Consider the following 19,393-nt stretch of genomic DNA (forward strand, 5'->3'; position numbering starts at 1 on the left):
TTCCAGTCGTTACTTGTTCGATTTTCCCAATGCCTTGGCCACCAGTCGTTCATAGAGTTCGGCGTAGGGTTCCACGGCCTGGCACCAGTTGAACGGCTGGGTCATGGCACGGCTGCGCATGGCGTTGAGCAGACCGGGGAAGGCGAACACCTTGAAGGCGCGGCGCAGCGCCTCTTCGTAGCTTTGCACGGTGGATTCATTGAACAGGAAGCCGGTGACACCATCCTCAATGGTGTCCGCCAGCCCGCCGGTGTTACGCGCCACCGGCAACGAGCCAAAGCGCTGCGCATACATCTGGCTCAGGCCGCAGGGTTCATAGCGTGACGGCATCAGCAGGAAATCGCTGCCGGCGAACATGCGGCGCGCATCGGTCTCGTTGAAGCCGATACGTACCCCCACCTGGCCCGGGAAGCGCAGTGCCAATTCGCGCATGGCCTGTTCTTCTTCCGGCTCGCCCCGGCCGATGATCGCAATCTGGCCGCCGTTTTCGACGATGAAACTGGCGACGGCTTCGGTCAGGTCCAGGCCTTTCTGGTAGACCAGGCGCGAGACCACAGCGAACAGCGGGCCACTGGATGGCTGCAGCTCAAACAACTCGCGCACATGGGCGGTGTTGATAGCCTTGCCTTCCCAGTCGCCGATATTGAAGTTGTGGATCAGATGCGTGTCGGTGGACGTCTCCCAGCTTTCGTCGATACCGTTGGGAATGCCGCTGAGCAGACCTTGCTGGGTCTTGCTGGCGAGGAAGCCATCCAGGCCGCAACCGAATTCCGGGGTGGTGATCTCCTGGGCGTAGGTGGCGCTCACGGTGGTGATATGGCTGGAATACGCCATGCCCGCCTTGAGAAACGACATCTTGCCGTAGAACTCCATGCCTTCCTGTTGCAGGGCGTGGGGCGGAATGCCCAGCTCGGGCGTCGAGGCCAGGCTGACCACGCCCTGGTAGGCCAGGTTATGAATGGTGAACAGGGTTGGCGTGCGCGACCCACGCCAGTGCATGTACGCCGGAGCCAGGCCCGCAGGCCAGTCATGGGCATGCACCAGGTCCGGGCACCAGTGGATTTGCGCGAGGTTGGCGGCCATGTCGGCGGCGGCCAGGCCCAGACGGGCGAAGCGGATATGGTTGTCTGGCCAGTCGCGACCATTGTTGGCGCCGTAGGGCGTGCCTTCACGCTCATACAGTTCGGGGCAGATCAGCACGTAGATGACCAGGCCGTCCTTGAGGTCCATGCGCCCGATCTTGCACGGTGGCAACGCAGCGTGGCCGCCCAGTTCACCGACGATATGAATCGGATTGTCGCTTTCCATCACTTGCGGGTAACCCGGAATCAGTACTCGCACATCATGCAGGTGGGCCATGGCGCGGGGCAGGGCAGCGGAGACGTCGCCCAGGCCACCGGTTTTCACCAGGTCCGCGAACTCGGAGGTGACAAACAAGACTTTCTTTCGATTCGGATTCTGACTCACGACCGGCCGCACAGTGTTGGGCAGGTCGGCCAAAGACTTTGGCCCTCCTGCCGGCTGACTAAAACGCTCTCCCTGAGTATCTACTGCGGCACTGATCATAATGCACTCCCATCTGTTGGTTGGCTAATGGCCCGCTGCCATCGGCTCCGAGTGACCGCATCCTGCGGCCATGCACACAAGCGCTATACAAACTGGCAAGGCGTATGCCAGTTGCAACGTCGGCTTAAAAAGATTGGATGAGCGGGCATTCGGCCTGAAGCGCGCGTGCTCGCCCTTACCTAAAACTTGACCAGCGGCAGGTTTCGAAAGTTTAGATTTTTTGCGGGGTTTTTGTTTTGGAACGGACCCATCGGTCATGAGTCTAGGACAGATCCCAGCGCCTGCTGGGTTTTCATGCAGATTTTGTAGGACAAAAAACTTTTAACGATATGCCCCTGTGGCGAGGGAGCTTGCTCCCGCTGGGACGCGTAGCGGCCCCAAAATTTTGAGAGCGCTGCGCACTCCAGAGGGAGCAAGCTCCTTCGCCACAAGGGGGGGGGTGCACTTTAATGGTGCGTCAGGCGAGCCCGCGAATGGGCACACCCTTGGCCCAGGCTTGGATATCTTCGATCATCTGCTGATAGAACTGCCGATAATTCTGCTCGCTCACATACCCCACGTGTGGCGTAGCCAGTACATTGGGCAAGCGGCGAAACGGGTGGTCAGCCGGCAACGGTTCCTGGGCATATACATCCAGCGCCGCCCCGGCCAGACGACCGCTGCGTAACGCTTGCACCAGCGCCTGCTCATCCACAATCGGTCCGCGTGCGGTGTTCACCAGCCGCGCGGTGGGTTTCATCCAGCCCAAGGCTTGCGCATCCACCAGGCCACGGCTGCGCTCGCTGAGCACCAGGTGAATGGTGAGAATGTCCGCCTGCTCAAACAGCTCGCGCTTGCTGACCCAACTCACCCCTGATTCCGCCGCTCGCTCGGGCGTGAGGTTCTCACTCCAGGCAATCACCCGCATGCCAAACACCTGGGCAAACCTTGCGACTTTCTGGCCAATGCTGCCCAGCCCCAGGACGCCCAATGTCTTGCCGTGCAGGTCGCCGCCCAGGCCGACCTGCCATCCGCCCGCACGCAGTGAGTTGGCTTCGGCGAGCAGGTTACGTGTAGAGGCCATGATCAAGGCCCAGGTCAGTTCCGGTGCGGCGTGTTTATAGCTGTCGGTGCCGCACACCTGGATGCCCAGGGCCTTGGCTGCGGGAAGGTCGATGGCGGCATTGCGCATGCCGCCGGTCACCAGCAATTTGAGCTGGGGCAGCCCTTGCAGCAGGGGTTTGTCAAAGGTTGAGCGTTCGCGCATCAGGCAAATCACCTCGAACCCTTTCAAGCGCTCGATCATGGTGGCGGTATCGGCGGGGTAGTCGTGGAGAAAATGCACCTTGCCCACGCTGTCCAGCGCCGACCAATCCACCACGTCACTGGCCACGTTTTGCCAGTCATCCAACACTGCGATCTGTATCGACATGCACGCGGGCCTCGAAAAGTGGCAATTAAAGGGCGTTCAACCCGTGCAACAGGGCTTTATGAAACTGTTCCGGCTCTTCCATCTGGGGCGCATGGCCCAGGCCGGGGAACTCCACCAACGTGGCGCGGGGAATCAGCTTGGCCACCTGCTTGCCCAGTACCTCGTAATGACCAATTTTGGCCTTGACCGCCGCCGGCGCCACATCTTTGCCGATGGCGGTAGTGTCGCTGGTGCCGATCAGCAGCAGGGTGGGCACCTGCAAGTCTTTGAACTCGTAGTACACCGGTTGGGTGAAGATCATGTCGTAAATCAGCGCCGAGTTCCAGGCAACCTGAAGATGACCCGGGCCTTGGTTCAGGCCGGCGAGCATGTCTACCCAGCGCTCGTACTCGGGTTTCCAGCGCCCAACGTAATAGGTGTTTCGCTCGTAGTTGCGTACACCGTCGGCGCTCAGTTTCAGCTCGCGCTGGTACCACTGGTCGACGCTCTGGTAGGGCACGCCGAGGGCTTTCCAGTCTTCCAGGCCAATGGGGTTCACCAGCCCCAACTGTTCGGTTTGCTGGGGGTACATCAGCGCATAGCGTGTGGCGAGCATGCCGCCGGTGGAATGGCCGATCACCGTGGCCTTTTCAATGCCGAGCTTTTCCAACAGTTGATGGGTGTTGGTCGCCAGTTGCTGGAAGCTGTACTGGTAGTGGTCGGGCTTGCTGGAGGTGCAAAAACCAATCTGGTCCGGGGCGATGACGCGGTAACCGGCGTCACTGAGCGCCTTGATCGAACCCTCCCAGGTAGCGCCGCAAAAATTCTTGCCGTGCATCAGCACCACGCTGCGGCCGTTTGGAGTGCCGGTGGCGGGGACGTCCATGTAGCCCATTTGCAGGGATTTGCCCTGGGATTGGAAGGCAAAATGATTTAAAGGGTAGGGGTATGCAAAGCCCTGCAACTCAGGGCCGTAGGTGTCAGCTAACACGGGCGCCGCGCTGACCGAAAACAAACCGGCTACGCATAATGTACGGATAAAAGGCATGGGTTTTGGCTCCGAGACAGATGCCCGGATGCTCTTTGCCCGCGATTAACGGGGGATTAACGCCCACTGCAACGTCAGCGCTGCGATTACGCCATAGCGCAGGCTTTTCGCCAGGGTTACCAGCAATAGAAAACGCCACAACGGCTCACGCATCACCCCAGCCACCAATGTCAGCGGATCACCAATGATCGGCACCCAACTGAGCAACAACGTCCAGTGCCCCCAGCGCGCGTAATGGCTGCGAGCCTTGTTCAACTGACTGGCGCTCACCGGGAACCAGCGTCGCTCTTTGAAGCGCTCGACCGAGCGCCCCAGCAGCCAATTGACCAGCGAGCCCAGCACATTACCCAGGGTGGCGATGCCCAGCAGCAGCCAAAGGTTGTAATGCCCGCTGAGCAGCAGGCCGACCAGCACAGCTTCCGACTGCAGGGGCAATAACGTCGCGGCGCCAAATGCCGCGCCGAACAGCCCCAGGTACCCCATCAACACCGGTCAGTGAGCCGGGTAGTCCGCTACCACCACGTCTTCGTCGTCGCGGGTCAGGCCAATGATTTGATACGCCTCGCTGCGTCCGTCTACTTCCATGCCTGGCGAGCCCAATGGCATGCCCGGTGCGGCAAGGCCCAGCAGGTCGTTGCGCTTGCGCAGTGCCAGGACCTGCTCGGCGGGTACGTGGCCTTCGACGAACTTGCCGTCGATCACCGCGGTGTGGCAGGAGCCAAGGCGTGGCGCCACGCCCAAGCGTTGTTTCACCGCGCTCATGTCAGCTTCAACGTGGTCGTTGACCTTGAAACCGTTGCTCTCCAAGTGGCTGATCCACTTCTTGCAGCAGCCGCAGTTGGCGTCGCGGTGTACATCGATGGGGATCAGTTCGGCGGCCTGGGCCAGGGTGGTGGTAAACAGGGCACTGAGCAGGGCCAGTCGCAATGGGGTTTTCATCGTGGGTCTCACTGAAGGCGCGGCAATAAGCCGGGCATTCTCCCTGCTTTTGCCGGCATGTTTGCAACGTGACGTCGTGGTAATGTTTCTAAATTATACGAACCCCTGATTGTCCAGCCGCTGCTTGAGCCGGTCCAACGCAATCGCCGACAACGCGACCATGCGCTCATGCAAAGACGCCAGTTGCAGTTCGGTCTCGTAAGTCAGCACCCGTTTGAACAGGGTGCCGCCCTGATGAGCGCGCAAGCAGTAATGGATGCAACCGTCAACCGCCAGGGAGGTGAACACGGTCTTGAACTCGCTGGGGCGGCGGGCGATTTGTACGCGGTAACTCATGGGGACGCGTATGCCCAGCAGGTCGATGATTTCGGTAAAACGCGTGCCGACCGGTAATGAGCCGGTGGTGCCGGTGTCGGCGCTGAGGGAGGTGGGGTGCCACTCGGGCCAGCGGTCGGGCTGGGTCACATAGTCATAAACCGCCTCGATCGGCGCCTGGATGAAGCGTTCCTGACTGATCTGCTCCAAGCGGACCGAATGCTCAGTCGCGTGCATGACACACCTCCTGTGTGGCGGTTTTTACACTAGGAGTTGTCAGAATAGTCTGACTCCCGTGCTTTGCACGAGAGTCGGCAGACCGTTGATCAATCCCGCTGAGAACGGCCCCCACAAGGGTTTCCAGCAAACGCTAGATATCCAGCATGGCCAGCACTTCCTTGGGGTAACGCAGGCCTGCGGTTGCATCGGCAGGGAAGATTGCATCCAGCGCAGCCAGTTCGTCAGCGCTGAGAGAAATCGACAGCGCCTCCACATTCTCTTGCAGATAGGTGCGCCGCTTGGTGCCGGGAATCGGGATGATGTAATCGCCTTGGGCCAATACCCAGGCCAGCGCCAGTTGCCCGGCCGTGACACCTTTGTCTGCCGCCAGGCTCTTGACCTGCTCTACCAGCCGCAGGTTTTTCGCAAAGTTCTCACCCTGAAAGCGCGGGCTGAAGCGTCGGTAATCATCGGCGCCGAAATCATCCGGGCTCTTCAAGGCGCCGGTGAGAAAACCTCGGCCCAGCGGGCTGTACGGCACAAACGCGACGCCCAGGCGCTGGCAGGCCGCGAGGCAGCCATTGTCTTGCTGGTCGCGGCTCCATAGCGAATATTCACTTTGCAGGGCGCTGATGGGATGGACCTTATGCGCCCGTTCCAGAGTAGCGGCGGACGCCTCGCTCAGGCCCAGATAGCGCACCTTGCCCTGTTTTACCAGGTCGGCCATGGCACCAACGGTTTCTTCGATGGCCACGTCGGGGTCGATACGGTGCTGGTAGTACAGGTCCAGCGTATCCACCCCCAGGCGTTGCAAGGTGCCGTCGATGGCGTTGCGGATATACTCGGGCCGGCCATTCACCCCGCGCACTACGGGGTTGGCAGGGTCGCGCACAATCCCGAATTTACTGGCCAGGAACACTTGGTCGCGCTTGCCGGCAATAGCCTTGCCGATCAGTTGCTCATTGGTGTGCGGGCCGTACATGTCCGCGGTATCGAGAAAGTTGACGCCCAACTCCAGGGCGCGGTGCAAGGTTGCGGTGGCTTCGGTGGTATCGGTGCCGGGCGTGTAGAAATCGGTCATGCCCATGCAGCCAAGGCCGATGGCAGACACATGCGGGCCGTTTTTACCGAGTTGTCGAGTGTGCATAGGGAAGCTCCTTGTGATGAGGGGCCCATTGTTACCCTTGAAAAAATGCAGATAAACCCGCTAAAATTGCTATCACTGTTCGTAATATCTAAACAATTTCCCACGAGAGCATTCTCTTGGATCGTTTTAACGCCATGCGCGTGTTCACTCGGATTGTTGAATTGGGCGGGTTTGCCAAGGCCGCCGACAGCCTGCAATTGCCACGCGCCTCCGTGACGATCCTGATCAAGCAACTGGAGGCCCATCTCGGCGTGCAACTGCTGCAGCGCACCACGCGCCACGTCAGCCCGACCCTGGATGGCGCGGCGTACTACCAACGTTGCGTGCAGTTGCTGACCGATCTTGAGGAAACCGAGGCGGTGTTCTCCACGCGGCGCCATAATCCCCGGGGCACATTGAGCATCGATATGCCCTCAGGCATTGGGAGCTTGATTGTCATTCCGGCTTTGCCAACGTTTACCGCGTTGTACCCACAGATCGAGTTGGAGATCGGCCTCAATGACCGGCCAGTGGATCTGATTCGCGAAGGCGTCGATTGTGTGTTGCGCGGTGGTCCGGCCCTGGATGAATCGCTGGTGGCGCGCCCCTTGGCGATGATGGAGCAACTGACCCTGGCCAGCCCCGCGTACCTTGAACGCATGGGCAGGCCTACCTGCCTGGAGCAGTTGGCGGATCACCAAATGGTCGAGTACGTGTCCAGCGCCAGCGGTAAACGCTTTGGCCTGGAATTTCTGCTGGGCAGCGAGTTGCATCCGATCAACCTGCCGAAAGTGGTTGCCGTGAACAGCTCTGCCGGTTACTTCGCTGCGTGCGAAGCCGGCTACGGGCTGATCCAGGCACCTCGTTATCACGCCCTGCGCCAACTGGCCGAGGGCACGCTGGTGCAGGTGCTCCCAGATGTGGCAGTGCCGAAGATGGCGCTGACTGCGTTGTACCCGCCTCATCGGCAGTTGTCGCAGCGGGTGAGGGTGTTCGTCGATTGGCTGGTGCAGTTGTGCGCTCGGCCCGGCACCGGCTTACAAGGCTAGGCTTGCGCCCTGCGATAGGCACCAGGCTGTTGCCCGGTGACTTTATGGAAGGCTCGGGTAAACGCCGCCACCGATTGATACCCGGCCGCCAGCGAAACCTCGGCCACGGTCTGGTCCGCCTTGAGCAACCCACAGGCGTGGCGCATGCGGATCATCAGCAGTACTTGCCCGGGCGACTGCCCACACAGTTCGCTGAAGCGCTTGAAAAACGCCGAGCGCGACAACCCGGTACAGGCCGCCATGCTTTCCAGGCTCCAGGGCTCGGCCGGGCGGGCGATCAATTGTTCCAGCAAATGCGCAAACGCCGGTGCCCGGCCCAGCGCCGCCAAGCCGCCAAGCTCGGTGTTGTCGAGTACTTGCTGGCGCAGCACATACAGGAACAGCAGGTGGCACAGGCGCTCAAGCAGCGCGGAAGAGGGCGCTGGGGTGCGTGCGCATTCTTGCAGGATCAATTCGAACAGGTTGCGTGCAGCCATCAGCGACGGGTCGCCGGCGCGCAGGATGATCCAGCTGGGCAGGGTGTCGACGATCAGCGTCGACAATCCGGATTGGAAGTGAAAGAAACCGCAGACTAATCCTACGCCGTCCGTGGCCGTGCTATCGAGAGGCAGCATCGAGCGGCGCGGGCACTGCTGGGCGCCGGCCGCCGTGGCTTGGCCGGAAAGCCTGAAGGCAAAGTCACGCAGCAGGAACACCGCGTCACCATTGTTCAGGTGTTGGGGCGTTGGATCACCGTCGATATGCAGCCAGCATTCGCCTTGCACAATCAAGTGGAAGCTCGCCTGCGCCAGGCCATGGGTGCTCGCGTGCCAGTCACCGCAATAACGGCCGACGTGAAACAGGCTGGTGTTGAGTTCGAGGCTATCTAATAACCAATCGACAAGTACATCGGACGAATTCATCTAATGGAAAGACTCAAGAGCAAGTAATCGCTACTTTAGCCTATTGAGCGCTTTTTTTAGAACCAACAGACTGGGGCATTCAAACCCAACAGGAGTCCACTTCATGTCCCGTGTACCGTTGCTCACGCCTGAAACCGCACCGGAAGCCGCCAAGCCCTTTCTGGAAAACGCGCTGAAAGGCTCGGGTTTTATCCCTAACCTACTGGGCGTACTGGCCAACGCACCGGCTGCGCTGGAAACCTACATCACTGTCTCCGGCTTGAATGCCAAGGCCGAGCTGAGCCTGGCCGACCGTGAAGTGGTGCAACTGATTGCTGCTACTACCCACGGTTGTGATTTCTGCGTCGCTGGCCACACGGCGGTTGCCCGCAACAAAGCCAAGTTGCCCGAGGAGGTGATCGAGGCCCTGCGCCGCCGGGGTGAGTTGCCTGACGCGCGCTATGAGACACTTGCCGCGTTTACCCGTGAAGTGATCGCCACCCGTGGGGATGTGAGTGACGCGGGCTTTGAGGCGTTCCGCGCCGCCGGCTACACCGACGGCCACGCGCTGGAAGTTATCCTGGGTGTCAGCCTGGCAACCCTGTGCAACTTCGCCAACGTGTTTGCCCGCACCCCGCTGAACCCGGAGCTGGCGCAATACCGTTGGGAAAAACCGGCCAACTGATTCGGCGTTGGCCCACCTGCTGTAAAAGGAGAGACATGAATGCTTGACCCAATCTTGAGCCGTTGGCTCGATGTTCAAGCGCAGGCCCTGGACGTGGGCAGTTGCGATCCACAGGAAGTGCTGCCACGGCTGGCAGAAGCCAATATTCTGAGAATCGGTGTGCCTACCCAACTGGGCGGCCTGGGCGGCGATGTGGCGGGTGCGGTCGAGGCCATCGCCAATGTGGCCAGCCATTCCCTGGCAGCGGCGTTTGTGTGCTGGGGCCAGCGCTCGTTTATCGAGTACCTGCTGCAGAGCCCCAATCAGCGCTTGCGCGAGCAGCTGATGCCAGACCTGCTCAGCGGCAAGTTGGCCGGCGCCACCGGGCTGTCGAATGCGATGAAGTTTCTGTCGGGTATCGAGTCGTTGCAGATCAGCGCCGAGCCCAACGACCACGGTTGGACCCTCAACGGTCGCCTGCACTGGGTGACCAACTTGCGCAAGAATGGCTTTGTCGCTGCGGCGGCCATCGAGCATGCAGGGGGCGGCGCGCCATTTATCCTGGCGATTCCGGATTCGGTGGCCGGGTTGCAGCGCTCCCGTGACCTGGAGCTGCTCGGGCTGCAATCGAGCAACACCGCAGCGCTGGGCCTGGAAGGCGTGGAGCTGAGTCGTGAATGGTTGCTGCACGAGGACGCGCGCAAGTTTTTACCGGCGGTACGCCCGGCGTTTCTGGGCTTGCAGTGCGGCATGTCGATTGGTTTGGCACGGCGTTCCCTGGCTGAAGTAGCCCATCATTTGGGCGCCAGTCGTACCGTGTTGCGCGACGAGCTGGAAGCCCTGCGCGCAACGCTGGATCATCTGGTCAGCGAGCTTAAAAAGGGGCTGTTGGCCGGGCGCTTTACCTCCGAGCCGATACCGCTGTTCAAGCTGCGTATCGCGCTGGCCGAAACCGCCGCCAGCGCTGTGCAGCTTGAACTGCAAGCCAGCGGTGGTAAGGCCTACCTGACCGCCCACGGCAGCGGTTTTGCCCGGCGCTGGCGCGAGTCGGCCTTTGTACCGATCGTAACGCCCAGCCTGGTGCAACTGCGTACCGAGCTACACCGCCAGGCCAATCTATGAGCCAGGCGGTATTGACGGCCCAGGGCATTTGCCTGGGGTATGGCAGCGGGCCGGTGTTGCAAGGCTTCGACTTGCACTTGCAACCGGGTGAAGTGGTGTCGATCCTGGGCCCGAGCGGTGTGGGCAAATCCAGCCTGCTGCGCGTGCTAGCCGGCTTGCAGGCACCTCAGGCTGGCCGCGTGCAGGTATTGGGCGAGCCGTTGAGCGGCCCGCATCCGCGCGTGGTGGTGGCTTTTCAAGACCCGAGCCTGTTGCCTTGGCTGACCCTGGAAAAAAACGTTGCCTTCGGCCTGGATTTCGCTCGCCAACCGCACTTGAGTGATGAAGAACGCCGCCGTCGTGTTGACCACGCCATTGCAGCGGTAGGGCTGGAACCTGCGCGCCAGCAGTTCCCGGCGCAATTGTCCGGTGGCATGGCCCAGCGCACGGCATTGGCTCGCTGCCTGGCGCGTCAGCCACAAGTGTTGCTGCTCGACGAACCCTTCGGCGCCCTAGACGAAGTGACCCGCGCCGACATGCAGCACCTGTTGCTCAAGGTCAATCGTGAGCAGGGCTCGGCGGCGGTATTGATCACCCATGACATCGACGAAGCGCTGCTGCTGTCGGACCGCATCCTGCTACTGGGTAACCGCCCGGCGCGGACGTTGGGCGAGTGGGCTATCGATTTGCCGCACCCTCGGGAAGAACAGGTCGAGGCCATCGGCGCGCTGCGTATCGAAATTTTGAAAACCTTACGGCAGGCGAGCCGCCCTCAACCCAACCCCCTTGAACAACAGGAGTTTACTTATGTGTCTGGATGACCTGGCCCACTCGCGCCGTGACTTTCTCAAACTCTCCGCCGTGCTCAGTGCCGCCGGCGCCTTGCCTCTGCTGAGCAGCCTGCAGGCGCGTGCCGCCAACGAGCCCGACGCGCCGGTGCGTATTGGCTATCTACCTATCACTGACGCCACGCCACTGCTGGTGGCCCACAACAATGGCCTGTTCGAAGCCGAAGGCATCAAGGCCGAGCGCCCAGTGTTGTTGCGCAGTTGGGCCCAAGTGATCGAGGCGTTTATCTCCGGCCAGGTCAACGTGATACACCTGCTGTCGCCAATGACCGTATGGGCGCGCTACGGCAGTAAAGTGCCGGCCAAAGTCGTGGCATGGAACCATGTGGGCGGTTCGGGCTTGACCGTATCCCCAGGCATTACCGACGTGAAGCAACTGGGCGGCAAGTCGGTGGCGATTCCGTTCTGGTACTCGATCCATAACGTGGTGGTGCAGCAACTGTTCCGCGATAACGGCCTCACGCCGGTCACCCGTGCCACCGGCAGTTCGATTGCTGCCAATGAGGTCAACCTGATCGTGTTGCCGCCCTCGGACATGCCTCCGGCCCTGGCCAGCAAACGCATCGACGGCTACATCGTCGCCGAACCGTTCAATGCCCTGGCAGAAAACCTCAAGGTCGGTCGCGTGCAGCGCTTCACAGGTGACGTGTGGCGCAATCACGCGTGCTGCGTGGTGTTCATGCACGAGCACGACCTGGCCAACCGTCCGGAGTGGTCGCAGAAGGTGGTGAACGCCATCGTCAAGGCCCAGGTGTGGACCCGCAACAACCGTGAAGAGGCGGTGAAGCTGCTGTCCAAGGATGGCCCGAACCGTTACACGCCCCATGCCGAACCGGTGTTGAGCAAAGTCCTGGCGCCGGCGGCCAGCGACCGCGCCTCCTACGTGGCCGACGGCGCGATCCAGCACGCCAACTGGGACGAGCATCGCATCGACTTCCAACCGTACCCGTTCCCCAGCTACACCGAAGAACTGGTGCGGCGCTTGAAGGACACCCTGATCGAAGGCGACAAAAAGTTTCTCACTGGCCTGGACCCGGCCTTCGTGGCCAAGGACCTGGTGGACGACCGCTTCGTGCGCAACGCGATCGAAGCCGTGGGTGGCATGCAGACCTTCGGTTTGCCGGATGGTTATGAGCGGCACGAGGAGATCGGCGTTTGAACAACAGCAGAATCCCCGGCTGGTGGCTGGGGCTGAGTGGCTTGGCGGGTTTGTTGGTGCTGTGGTGGCTGGGCGTGAACGTGTTCGGCGAGGCTGATGGCCTATCGGCGCGCTTTTCCCTGGCGGCCACCGCCAGCAGCTTGTGGGAATTGCTCGGGCGGGGTGAGTTGTACCTGCATATCGCCGTGAGCCTGAAGCGTATTTTCGTCGGGCTGTTTATCGCGTTGTTGGTAGGCGTACCCCTCGGGCTGCTGGTGGGCAGTTCGCGTAACCTGGAGGCGGCGACCACGCCAGCGTTCCAGTTTCTGCGGATGATTTCGCCGCTGTCCTGGATGCCGATCGTGGTGATGCTGATGGGTGTGGGCGATCAGCCTATCTACTTCCTTCTGGCCTTTGCCGCTGTCTGGCCGATCATGCTCAACACCGCAGCGGGCGTGCGTCAGCTCGACCCGCGCTGGTTACAGTTGAGCAAGAGCTTGAGCGCCACGCGTTGGGAAACCTTGCGCCGGGTGGTCATTCCTGGCGTGGTAGGGCATGTGCTGACCGGCGTGCGCCTGGCCATCGGCATCCTGTGGATCGTGCTGGTGCCCTGCGAAATGCTCGGGGTCAGTGCGGGGCTGGGGTATTACATCCTCGACACCCGTGATCGGCTCGCGTATTCGGAGTTGATGGCGATGGTAGTGGTGATCGGGGTGCTGGGGTTCGCGCTGGATGCGTTTGCGCGTTGGTTGCATCGGCGGTGGGTGCATGGCGGGTAGGTGGTTGCAACCGGCATCGAGGTTCCGAACCCGCCCCCGCCTGACGAGTAGGTAATGTCGATGCAGTAACGCGTGAAGCCCCCAAGCGTGCTGCACGCGTTGTGCACGAAGCGTTATCCGGATGTATCAGCGGCGCTGGTAACCGCCACCACCCTCATAGCGGTGATCATGCCAGCCTCCGCCGCGCGGGAAGAAGAAACAACCGCCCAGGCTCAGCATGATCATCAGTGGAACCAGCAGGATGAGTCGTCGCAGCATTTCACAGTTCTCCAAGGGGTATTCGCAAGGCCTGTCAGGCGGAGGGCAAGCCAAAACTTTTCATCGCCTGTAACATAAGACCCTGCCGAAACCGCGCCATCCCCGTGACTGGGTATGTGCTTGGCATGCACGGCGATACACAGTGGATACATTCTTCAGGTTCAGGAACTCGTCATGACCCAAAAGCAACGCTTGAAATACTCGCTTCTGATTGCCCTGGCTGTACTGGGCGCGATGTTCGGCCTGTCTTATCTGCAGAACACAGGCGTGATCAGTGAAAAAACCTTCCAGTACCTGGCCATCGCGATTGCCGTGGTCGTCGTCGTGATCAACGGCATCATGCGCCGCAAGGTCAAGCCAAACTTCTGACGGGCGTCAGTCAGGCACGACCTTCGAGTACCTTGGCAGCCTCTTCATGGAGGCTGTAGCTCTTGTCAGCGTTGAGGGTGATCACGCCCTCGCTGCATAGACGCTTGAGTACCTCGCGCACGCTGAGAAACGACAACGGTATGCCCAGATCCAGCAAATGGCTGTGCACGCCGCGTACCCCGAGGGTGCGCTGGTTGTCGGCGGCAGTGAGGAGGGCGTCGATGACCTTCAGCCGGATCAGGCTGGTGCGCAAACCGAAACACTTGAGCAAATGGCGGATGCGCTGGTTGCCCTGTTGTTCGGGCGCGTTACCGAACGCCCGTGCGTCGTTGCCATAGTGGGTATCTGCGGCCTTTGAATGTCCATCCGTGGGCACTTGCGGGTTATACATGCAAAAACTCCTTTTCAGAGCCTGATCAGGAAAAAGATGGTGCTCTTGGGTAATAAGACGAACGAGTGACGCAAATCATGAAACGATGGATGTAGAAAATTTGTCGGTATCAGGTTTGTCACATCCCCTGCGCCGTCAATAGGCAACCTTGTGCGGTTAAATTTTGCCGGGCGATGTGCGTTCTTACGGTGGGGTAACCATCCCTCGTGAGGCTGTTCAATTTGACTGTGGAGTCGGCGTGATTATTTCCAAGGGGTTGTCCAGAGTGGGCACGGCAGGGCTGTTACTCGCCATGAGCCTGGCCGTATCGGCACGCGAGCAAGTGACGCAAACGTCGGCGGATATACGGCGTACCAGTTATGGCGTGCCGCATATTCGCGCCTCTGATGAGCGGGGCCTGGGGGTAGGTATGGGTTACGCCTATGCCCAGGACAACCTGTGCCTGCTGGCCAATGAAATAGTCACGGTCAATGGCGAGCGGGCCAGTTTTTTCGGGCCGGACCAGGCGACCCTGGAAGAGCGCAACAACCTTGCCAGCGATGTGTTCTTCAACTGGCTGAATACACCCGAGGCCGTTGCGGCATTCTGGAAAGCCCAGACGCCCGAGATGCAACAGCGCATCGAAGGGTACGTGGCCGGCTACAACCGTTATCTCAAGGATAAGGGCGCACCCGCACAGTGCCAGGCCGCCTGGGTACGGCCCTTGGTAGTGCAAGACCTGGTGAAGTTGACCCGCAGGCTATTGGTGGAAGGGGGCATCGGCCAATTTGCCGAAGCCTTGGTCGGGGCAGCACCGCCGCAGGCCACCGCGAGTGTGCAGCCCGGTGCCAAAGCCTTTGCCATGGCCGTCGCCAACCAGCAACGTTTCACGCTGGATCGAGGCAGCAATGCCGTTGCCGTGGGCCGTGACCGCTCATTCAATGGCCGTGGCATGCTGCTGGCCAACCCGCATTTCCCGTGGGTGGGCGGCATGCGTTTTTACGAGATGCACCTGACCATCCCGGGCCAGTTGGATGTGATGGGCGCCGCACTGCCAGGGCTGCCCGTGGTGAACATCGGTTTCAACCAGCATGTGGCGTGGACCCACACCGTGGACACGTCCAAACACTTCACCCTGTACCGCCTGACCCTCGACCCCAAGGACGCCACCCGTTACCTGCTGGACGGCAAGTCCATCCCCCTGGATAAAACCGCCGTAACGGTACAGGTCAAGCAAGCCGACGGCAGCCTCAAGGCCGTGACCCACAACGTCTACAGTTCGCAGTTCGGCCCCGTGGTGCAATGGCCGGGCAAGCTCGACTGGGACAACCACTACGCCTTCAGCCTGCGCGACGCCAACCTGGGCAACGACCGGGTGCTGCAACAGTGGTACGCCATGAACCGCGCCGGTAGCCTCAAGGAGCTGCAAACCTCAGTGCATACCCTGCAAGGCATCCCCTGGGTCAACACCCTGGCCGCCGATGACCAGGGCCAAAGCCTGTACATGAACCTGTCGGTAGTGCCCAACGTCAGCGCCGCCAAGTTGGCAAAATGCAGCGACCCACGGGCCGGCCTGCAAATGATCATGCTCGACGGCGCCCACAGCGCCTGCGCGTGGGACATCGACCCGCGCGCGGCCCAGCCGGGTATCTTCCCGGCCGACCAGTTGCCCCAGTTGCAACGCACCGACTACGTGCAACACTCCAACGATTCCGCCTGGTTGGCCAACCCCAAGGCGCCGTTAAGTGGCTTTTCGCCGGTGATCAGCCAGGACAACATCGGCCTCGGCCCGCGTGCGCGCTTCGCGCTTCAGCGTCTGCAAACCCTTGAGCAGCAGCCGATCACCGTCACTGATCTGCAAGACATGGTCATGGACAACGAGGTGTACCTGGCGGGCCAAGTCATGCCCGACCTGCTGACGTTCTGCGCCAAACACCTGGGCACTGACGCCGCTACGCTACAGCCGCTGTGCACCAGCCTGAAAAACTGGGACCAGCGCGCCAACCTCGACAGCGGCGTGGGCCTGGTGCACTTCATCAACCTGGTGCAGCACCTGCAGCAAATCCCTGACGCCTGGCGCGTGGCCTTCGACCCGGCCCATCCACTGACCACCCCGAGCGGCCTCGCCATTGACCGCGCCCCTGTCGCCAAGGCCCTGCTGGAAGCCATGCTGGCCTCCAGCGCTGAGGTCAGCAAACTGGGGCAGACCCGCTGGGGCGATATCCAAGTCTCCGGCCAAACCCCCATCCACGGCGGCCCGCAAGAGCTGGGTATCTACAACGCCATGCAAACCGTGCCCCGCGCCGACGGCAAACGCGAAGTCGTCAGCGGCACCAGCTACCTGCAAATCGTCAGCTTCGACGACAAAGGCCCCAATGCAGTCGGCGTACTCGCTTTCTCCGAGTCCAGCAACCCGGCGTCCGCCTATTCAAAGGACCAGACCCAAGCCTTCTCCGAGAAAAAACTGCGCCCATTGCCCTTCACCGAGGCCCAGATCAAGGCCGACCCGCACTACCAAATCCACACGGTGAAGGAGTAGGGCAGAGGCGCAACCCCCTGATGCCAAGGCAGAATATTTTTTGAAATCAAGGGGTTGCAGGCCTAGGCAAATGAGTACATAATGGCGCCCATCGAACGCAATGAAGCATTAAAAACTTCAATGTATTCAATGATTTAGAGTAGAGGCAGGCTTCACGTAGCCCACTCAAGTTTGTATGCGGTGAATGTCAGCAACCAGGGCATTGATCGTTTGAGGCCGAGTAGCAAAATGGTTATGCAGCGGATTGCAAATCCGCCTACGCCGGTTCGATTCCGACCTCGGCCTCCACTCTTGAAAACCCCGTAGATTAGCGTCTACGGGGTTTTTTTATGCCAAAAATGCAGCGATACCGCCACCGCCCTGATTCCGTGAAACTGATCGAAGCAAATGATGTCCGATTGCTGTCGGCCAAGGAAGAGGTCCGCCAAGCGCGCATTGGGTCTACGCTCAGTAAAGCCTCAAGCGACCTCCTCATGCCGGTTTAGCCGCGCGCTTATCCTGCCTGCGCAGGATAACGCCCGCACTCATCAAAGCTGACAGAGTGACCCATGAAACAAAAAATTCTTCTTGTAGCCGTGTGTGCTGCACTCATCCAAGGCTGTGCCGCCCCTTCCAAAAGCCATGAAGAATCACCTTCAATGCCTACTACCTCAGCAGCTGTAGCCCAGCCAACCTTATCCGCTTACGACTGGAACCTGGTCTCGGCAACGGACGCGTCGGGCAAGCCTCTTGTGGCGATGAACAAAGGCATCGAGCGCAAGTTGCGTGTTGCCTTCGGTGACAAGAGCCTTAACATCAGCGGCGGCTGCAATCGGCAGTTCGGCGGCTATCACTATCAGGACGGGGTTCTGAAGGTGCAGCCATTGGCCTCTACGCTGATGGCCTGTGACAAGAGCCTGATGGACCTTGATGCCCAGGTAGGGCGGCTGTTCAAGGGTGATCTGCGCGCTGTGATCACCGGCGATAACGTGGCGCCGATGCTGCAACTGACGACAGCGGATGGCTCGGTGCTCAAGCTGCAAGGCGAGGCCACCCCGCAGACCCGCTACGGTAGCGAGGGTGAGGTCAAGTTTCTGGAGGTGGCGGCCAAGACGGTCAAGTGCAGCCATCCTTTGATTCCAGATTATCAGTGCCTGCAAGTGCGCGAGCGTCGCTATGACGACGCGGGCCTGCAACTGGCGACCCAAGACACCTGGCATCCGCTGTACCAGCCTATCGAAGGCTTCGTGCATCATGACGGCGTGCGCACTGTGCTGCGGGTCAAGCAGTACGAATGGAAGAATCCGCCAGCTGATGCGCCTTCGACGGTCTACGTGTTGGATATGGTGGTCGAGCAGGACGCTTCTGGCAGCAAGTAAGCGAACACAAACCCCGTAGATCAGCGTCTACGGGGTTTTTTATTGCCTGTGATTTATGCGTGTTTTCGACGAGTGACACGTCTAGATCAAGGGTCCTGGGTCGATCAGGGGTTGTCACGTGCGGATTTGCCGACTACCCTGAAAATGTATGAATTATTACAAACAATTTCGGTGTGGCTGTTTTTTAGGCCATACGGCTTCAGGACGAGGAACGAAAAATGTTTTCACATGAAGGTACTGCACTAGAGCTGTTGGTCTTGGTTTTTGGCGTCACTGGGTTATTGTTGATCGCCTGGTTTATTCACCATCAATACGAGCTAAAGTCGCGTAAGCATGTAAAAAAACAACATGTTTCTGGCCAGCAGCGTGAAGCTCAGAGCCGCTGACTGTCCCTTCACCCGTGCCAGCCTTTACGGCTGGCTTCAGCATCCGGTTTTCAATGGACTGCAAGGTTTTCCCGAGCCCACTGCTCAGCAGTGGTGACAGGAATCGATTGTTGCTCGTTGAACGTGGCCGCCTTAGGCCAGGCAACACCTTTGCCTTGTGCGAATACAGCACGGTACTTCTTGATGTGGTGCGTGGGGTCTTTTTCCAGTGCCTGCATGAGATAGTCAACCGTCCACACGTTGCGTTTGAACGGGCGATCCAGAACGCGTTCCAGCATGCTCGCAACCTGCCCATACGTGACGGTGTCGCCGGCGAGATAGACAATCTGATTGCGCATGCGCGGTTCGAAGAACACGATTTGCGCTGTCAGCGTACCGATGTCGTCCGGTGTCGTGAGCGTCACGCTGTTCTCGAGGCTGCCCAGGGCGTTCACTGTGTTGTTGTCGAAGTCGACGACCTCGAACACCGGCTCGAACAGGAAGCTGGTGAACATGCCTGTCGAGATGATGACCCATTCAGTGTTGTCCTGGGCGCGCAGCAACTCACGCACATCCAGTTGGGCATCGAACAGATCCTGGGGGCTGCCCCGGCCAATCACTTCGAAATCCACGCCAAACTGCCAGGGGAAGTAGCGCTTCACGCCGGATTTGAGTGCGGCGGTTGCCAGCTTCATCGGAGTTTCTCGGCCCGCGACCATGCCCGCGCAGCCGATCACGGTATCGAAGCGTGCGAAGACCTTGGCAAGTTGATCGATTGAGTCGTTCACCAGATCTGCGGCGACCATCTGGATGCCCAGGCTGCGCAGTTCATCGATGTCTGCCTTTTTCTCGGGCGCTTGAGTGTTGATGGTCGATTCCCTGAGTAATACGCTGATGGTGGAACCGGGCGCGCGTTTGGCCTCCCGCGCCAGGTTGCGCAAAACCGGCAGGCCGAGTTCGCCGGCACCTAGAACGAGGATCGATTGAGGGGGAAGTGGGGTCATTTCAGGCATGATTTCTCCGCAGACCTGTTGGCGATAAGATGAGCCCATGCTGGCACGATTCGGCAGC

At 60.3% G+C, this 19,393-nt stretch carries 21 protein-coding genes and 1 tRNA gene; 11 read left to right on the forward strand and 11 right to left on the reverse strand.

Going from position 1 to position 19,393, the window contains the following annotated elements:
- Nucleotides 1–9: 9 nt before the first annotated feature.
- The 7 genes from glgA to AC07S6_RS02700 form a co-directional block, all read right to left on the reverse strand.
- On the reverse strand, nucleotides 10–1,566 hold the full coding sequence (gene glgA / locus AC07S6_RS02670; RefSeq protein ID WP_495111618.1) for a glycogen synthase GlgA: 1,557 nt from the start codon (nucleotides 1,564–1,566) through the stop codon (nucleotides 10–12).
- A 457-nt stretch (nucleotides 1,567–2,023) separates the two neighbouring features.
- Entirely contained in the window at nucleotides 2,024–2,977 is a 954-nt protein-coding gene (locus AC07S6_RS02675) for a D-2-hydroxyacid dehydrogenase family protein (protein ID WP_495111619.1), read from the reverse strand.
- A gap of 25 nt (nucleotides 2,978–3,002) precedes the next feature.
- Nucleotides 3,003–4,004, reverse strand: a complete 1,002-nt coding sequence (locus tag AC07S6_RS02680) for an alpha/beta fold hydrolase (protein ID WP_495111620.1) — start codon at nucleotides 4,002–4,004, stop codon at nucleotides 3,003–3,005.
- 45 nt (nucleotides 4,005–4,049) lie between these two features.
- The gene (locus AC07S6_RS02685; protein WP_166405661.1) at nucleotides 4,050–4,493 is read right to left on the reverse strand and encodes a YqaA family protein; all 444 of its coding nucleotides are present in this window, start codon (nucleotides 4,491–4,493) and stop codon (nucleotides 4,050–4,052) included.
- Between the two features lie 3 nt (nucleotides 4,494–4,496).
- Complete coding sequence (locus tag AC07S6_RS02690) at nucleotides 4,497–4,943, reverse strand: DUF411 domain-containing protein (protein WP_495111621.1); 447 nt, start codon at nucleotides 4,941–4,943, stop codon at nucleotides 4,497–4,499.
- 93 nt (nucleotides 4,944–5,036) lie between these two features.
- Complete coding sequence (locus AC07S6_RS02695) at nucleotides 5,037–5,495, reverse strand: SRPBCC family protein (RefSeq protein WP_490615283.1); 459 nt, start codon at nucleotides 5,493–5,495, stop codon at nucleotides 5,037–5,039.
- A gap of 133 nt (nucleotides 5,496–5,628) precedes the next feature.
- A complete protein-coding gene (locus AC07S6_RS02700) occupies nucleotides 5,629–6,624 on the reverse strand; it encodes an aldo/keto reductase (RefSeq protein ID WP_490615284.1) in 996 nt (331 codons plus the stop codon).
- 116 nt (nucleotides 6,625–6,740) lie between these two features.
- Between AC07S6_RS02700 and AC07S6_RS02705 the strand changes: the two genes are divergently transcribed.
- Entirely contained in the window at nucleotides 6,741–7,652 is a 912-nt protein-coding gene (locus AC07S6_RS02705) for a LysR family transcriptional regulator (RefSeq protein ID WP_495111622.1), read from the forward strand.
- On the opposite strand, the gene AC07S6_RS02710 is transcribed toward AC07S6_RS02705, so the two are convergent.
- On the reverse strand, nucleotides 7,649–8,554 hold the full coding sequence (locus AC07S6_RS02710; protein WP_057975801.1) for an AraC family transcriptional regulator: 906 nt from the start codon (nucleotides 8,552–8,554) through the stop codon (nucleotides 7,649–7,651). The genes AC07S6_RS02705 and AC07S6_RS02710 overlap by 4 nt on opposite strands.
- A gap of 103 nt (nucleotides 8,555–8,657) precedes the next feature.
- Between AC07S6_RS02710 and AC07S6_RS02715 the strand changes: the two genes are divergently transcribed.
- The 5 genes from AC07S6_RS02715 to AC07S6_RS02735 are packed head-to-tail and all read left to right on the forward strand — an operon-like array spanning nucleotide 8,658 to nucleotide 13,063.
- On the forward strand, nucleotides 8,658–9,218 hold the full coding sequence (locus AC07S6_RS02715) for a carboxymuconolactone decarboxylase family protein (RefSeq protein WP_054897387.1): 561 nt from the start codon (nucleotides 8,658–8,660) through the stop codon (nucleotides 9,216–9,218).
- A gap of 39 nt (nucleotides 9,219–9,257) precedes the next feature.
- Entirely contained in the window at nucleotides 9,258–10,319 is a 1,062-nt protein-coding gene (locus tag AC07S6_RS02720; protein ID WP_495111623.1) for an acyl-CoA dehydrogenase family protein, read from the forward strand.
- Nucleotides 10,316–11,119 (forward strand): ABC transporter ATP-binding protein, encoded by an 804-nt coding sequence (locus tag AC07S6_RS02725; protein WP_495111624.1) that lies wholly within the window; start codon nucleotides 10,316–10,318, stop codon nucleotides 11,117–11,119. Before AC07S6_RS02720 ends, AC07S6_RS02725 begins: the two co-directional genes overlap by 4 nt.
- A complete protein-coding gene (locus AC07S6_RS02730; RefSeq protein ID WP_054919173.1) occupies nucleotides 11,106–12,305 on the forward strand; it encodes an ABC transporter substrate-binding protein in 1,200 nt (399 codons plus the stop codon). Before AC07S6_RS02725 ends, AC07S6_RS02730 begins: the two co-directional genes overlap by 14 nt.
- The gene (locus AC07S6_RS02735) at nucleotides 12,302–13,063 is read left to right on the forward strand and encodes an ABC transporter permease (protein WP_096142925.1); all 762 of its coding nucleotides are present in this window, start codon (nucleotides 12,302–12,304) and stop codon (nucleotides 13,061–13,063) included. The genes AC07S6_RS02730 and AC07S6_RS02735 overlap by 4 nt, the downstream gene beginning before the upstream one ends.
- Before the next feature lie 126 nt (nucleotides 13,064–13,189).
- Here AC07S6_RS02735 and AC07S6_RS02740 read toward each other — a convergent pair whose 3' ends face one another.
- Complete coding sequence (locus AC07S6_RS02740) at nucleotides 13,190–13,321, reverse strand: hypothetical protein (protein ID WP_254914091.1); 132 nt, start codon at nucleotides 13,319–13,321, stop codon at nucleotides 13,190–13,192.
- Nucleotides 13,322–13,495: 174 nt separating this feature from the next.
- Between AC07S6_RS02740 and AC07S6_RS02745 the strand changes: the two genes are divergently transcribed.
- Nucleotides 13,496–13,690: a hypothetical protein gene (locus AC07S6_RS02745; protein WP_014718591.1), complete on the forward strand. Its 195-nt coding sequence runs from the start codon at nucleotides 13,496–13,498 to the stop codon at nucleotides 13,688–13,690.
- Nucleotides 13,691–13,700: 10 nt separating this feature from the next.
- On the opposite strand, the gene AC07S6_RS02750 is transcribed toward AC07S6_RS02745, so the two are convergent.
- The gene (locus AC07S6_RS02750) at nucleotides 13,701–14,081 is read right to left on the reverse strand and encodes a fe2+ zn2+ uptake regulation protein (protein ID WP_197883800.1); all 381 of its coding nucleotides are present in this window, start codon (nucleotides 14,079–14,081) and stop codon (nucleotides 13,701–13,703) included.
- A 238-nt stretch (nucleotides 14,082–14,319) separates the two neighbouring features.
- Here AC07S6_RS02750 and pvdQ point away from each other — a divergent pair, with 238 nt between their 5' ends.
- The 4 genes from pvdQ to AC07S6_RS02770 all read left to right on the forward strand — a co-directional run bounded on the left by pvdQ (nucleotide 14,320) and on the right by AC07S6_RS02770 (nucleotide 18,343).
- Nucleotides 14,320–16,599, forward strand: coding sequence for a bifunctional acylase PvdQ (gene pvdQ / locus AC07S6_RS02755; RefSeq protein ID WP_495111625.1), 2,280 nt, complete (start codon nucleotides 14,320–14,322; stop codon nucleotides 16,597–16,599).
- Nucleotides 16,600–16,813: 214 nt separating this feature from the next.
- Nucleotides 16,814–16,887 (forward strand) — tRNA-Cys (locus AC07S6_RS02760).
- Between the two features lie 350 nt (nucleotides 16,888–17,237).
- On the forward strand, nucleotides 17,238–17,957 hold the full coding sequence (locus tag AC07S6_RS02765; protein ID WP_495111626.1) for a DUF4377 domain-containing protein: 720 nt from the start codon (nucleotides 17,238–17,240) through the stop codon (nucleotides 17,955–17,957).
- 218 nt (nucleotides 17,958–18,175) lie between these two features.
- Nucleotides 18,176–18,343 (forward strand): hypothetical protein, encoded by a 168-nt coding sequence (locus AC07S6_RS02770; RefSeq protein ID WP_164692249.1) that lies wholly within the window; start codon nucleotides 18,176–18,178, stop codon nucleotides 18,341–18,343.
- Between the two features lie 50 nt (nucleotides 18,344–18,393).
- Here the strand turns inward: AC07S6_RS02770 and AC07S6_RS02775 are convergent, their stop codons facing one another.
- The gene (locus tag AC07S6_RS02775) at nucleotides 18,394–19,335 is read right to left on the reverse strand and encodes an aromatic alcohol reductase (protein ID WP_495111627.1); all 942 of its coding nucleotides are present in this window, start codon (nucleotides 19,333–19,335) and stop codon (nucleotides 18,394–18,396) included.
- Between the last annotated feature and the right edge of the window lie 58 nt (nucleotides 19,336–19,393).

The sequence above is a fragment of the Pseudomonas sp. GW821-FHT07B01 genome (assembly GCF_059419065.1).

Coding starts and splice junctions, on each gene's coding strand:
- AC07S6_RS02680 (WP_495111620.1), bottom strand. CDS start 4,004: ATGCCTTTTATCCGTACATTATGCGTAGCCGGTTTGTTTTCGGTCAGC.
- AC07S6_RS02690 (WP_495111621.1), bottom strand. CDS start 4,943: ATGAAAACCCCATTGCGACTGGCCCTGCTCAGTGCCCTGTTTACCACC.
- AC07S6_RS02715 (WP_054897387.1), top strand. CDS start 8,658: ATGTCCCGTGTACCGTTGCTCACGCCTGAAACCGCACCGGAAGCCGCC.
- AC07S6_RS02745 (WP_014718591.1), top strand. CDS start 13,496: ATGACCCAAAAGCAACGCTTGAAATACTCGCTTCTGATTGCCCTGGCT.
- AC07S6_RS02720 (WP_495111623.1), top strand. CDS start 9,258: ATGCTTGACCCAATCTTGAGCCGTTGGCTCGATGTTCAAGCGCAGGCC.
- AC07S6_RS02700 (WP_490615284.1), bottom strand. CDS start 6,624: ATGCACACTCGACAACTCGGTAAAAACGGCCCGCATGTGTCTGCCATC.
- glgA (WP_495111618.1), bottom strand. CDS start 1,566: ATGATCAGTGCCGCAGTAGATACTCAGGGAGAGCGTTTTAGTCAGCCG.
- AC07S6_RS02710 (WP_057975801.1), bottom strand. CDS start 8,554: ATGAATTCGTCCGATGTACTTGTCGATTGGTTATTAGATAGCCTCGAA.
- AC07S6_RS02770 (WP_164692249.1), top strand. CDS start 18,176: ATGTTTTCACATGAAGGTACTGCACTAGAGCTGTTGGTCTTGGTTTTT.
- AC07S6_RS02725 (WP_495111624.1), top strand. CDS start 10,316: ATGAGCCAGGCGGTATTGACGGCCCAGGGCATTTGCCTGGGGTATGGC.
- AC07S6_RS02740 (WP_254914091.1), bottom strand. CDS start 13,321: ATGCTGCGACGACTCATCCTGCTGGTTCCACTGATGATCATGCTGAGC.
- AC07S6_RS02765 (WP_495111626.1), top strand. CDS start 17,238: ATGCCTACTACCTCAGCAGCTGTAGCCCAGCCAACCTTATCCGCTTAC.
- AC07S6_RS02730 (WP_054919173.1), top strand. CDS start 11,106: ATGTGTCTGGATGACCTGGCCCACTCGCGCCGTGACTTTCTCAAACTC.
- AC07S6_RS02750 (WP_197883800.1), bottom strand. CDS start 14,081: ATGTATAACCCGCAAGTGCCCACGGATGGACATTCAAAGGCCGCAGAT.
- AC07S6_RS02695 (WP_490615283.1), bottom strand. CDS start 5,495: ATGCACGCGACTGAGCATTCGGTCCGCTTGGAGCAGATCAGTCAGGAA.
- AC07S6_RS02775 (WP_495111627.1), bottom strand. CDS start 19,335: ATGCCTGAAATGACCCCACTTCCCCCTCAATCGATCCTCGTTCTAGGT.
- AC07S6_RS02675 (WP_495111619.1), bottom strand. CDS start 2,977: ATGTCGATACAGATCGCAGTGTTGGATGACTGGCAAAACGTGGCCAGT.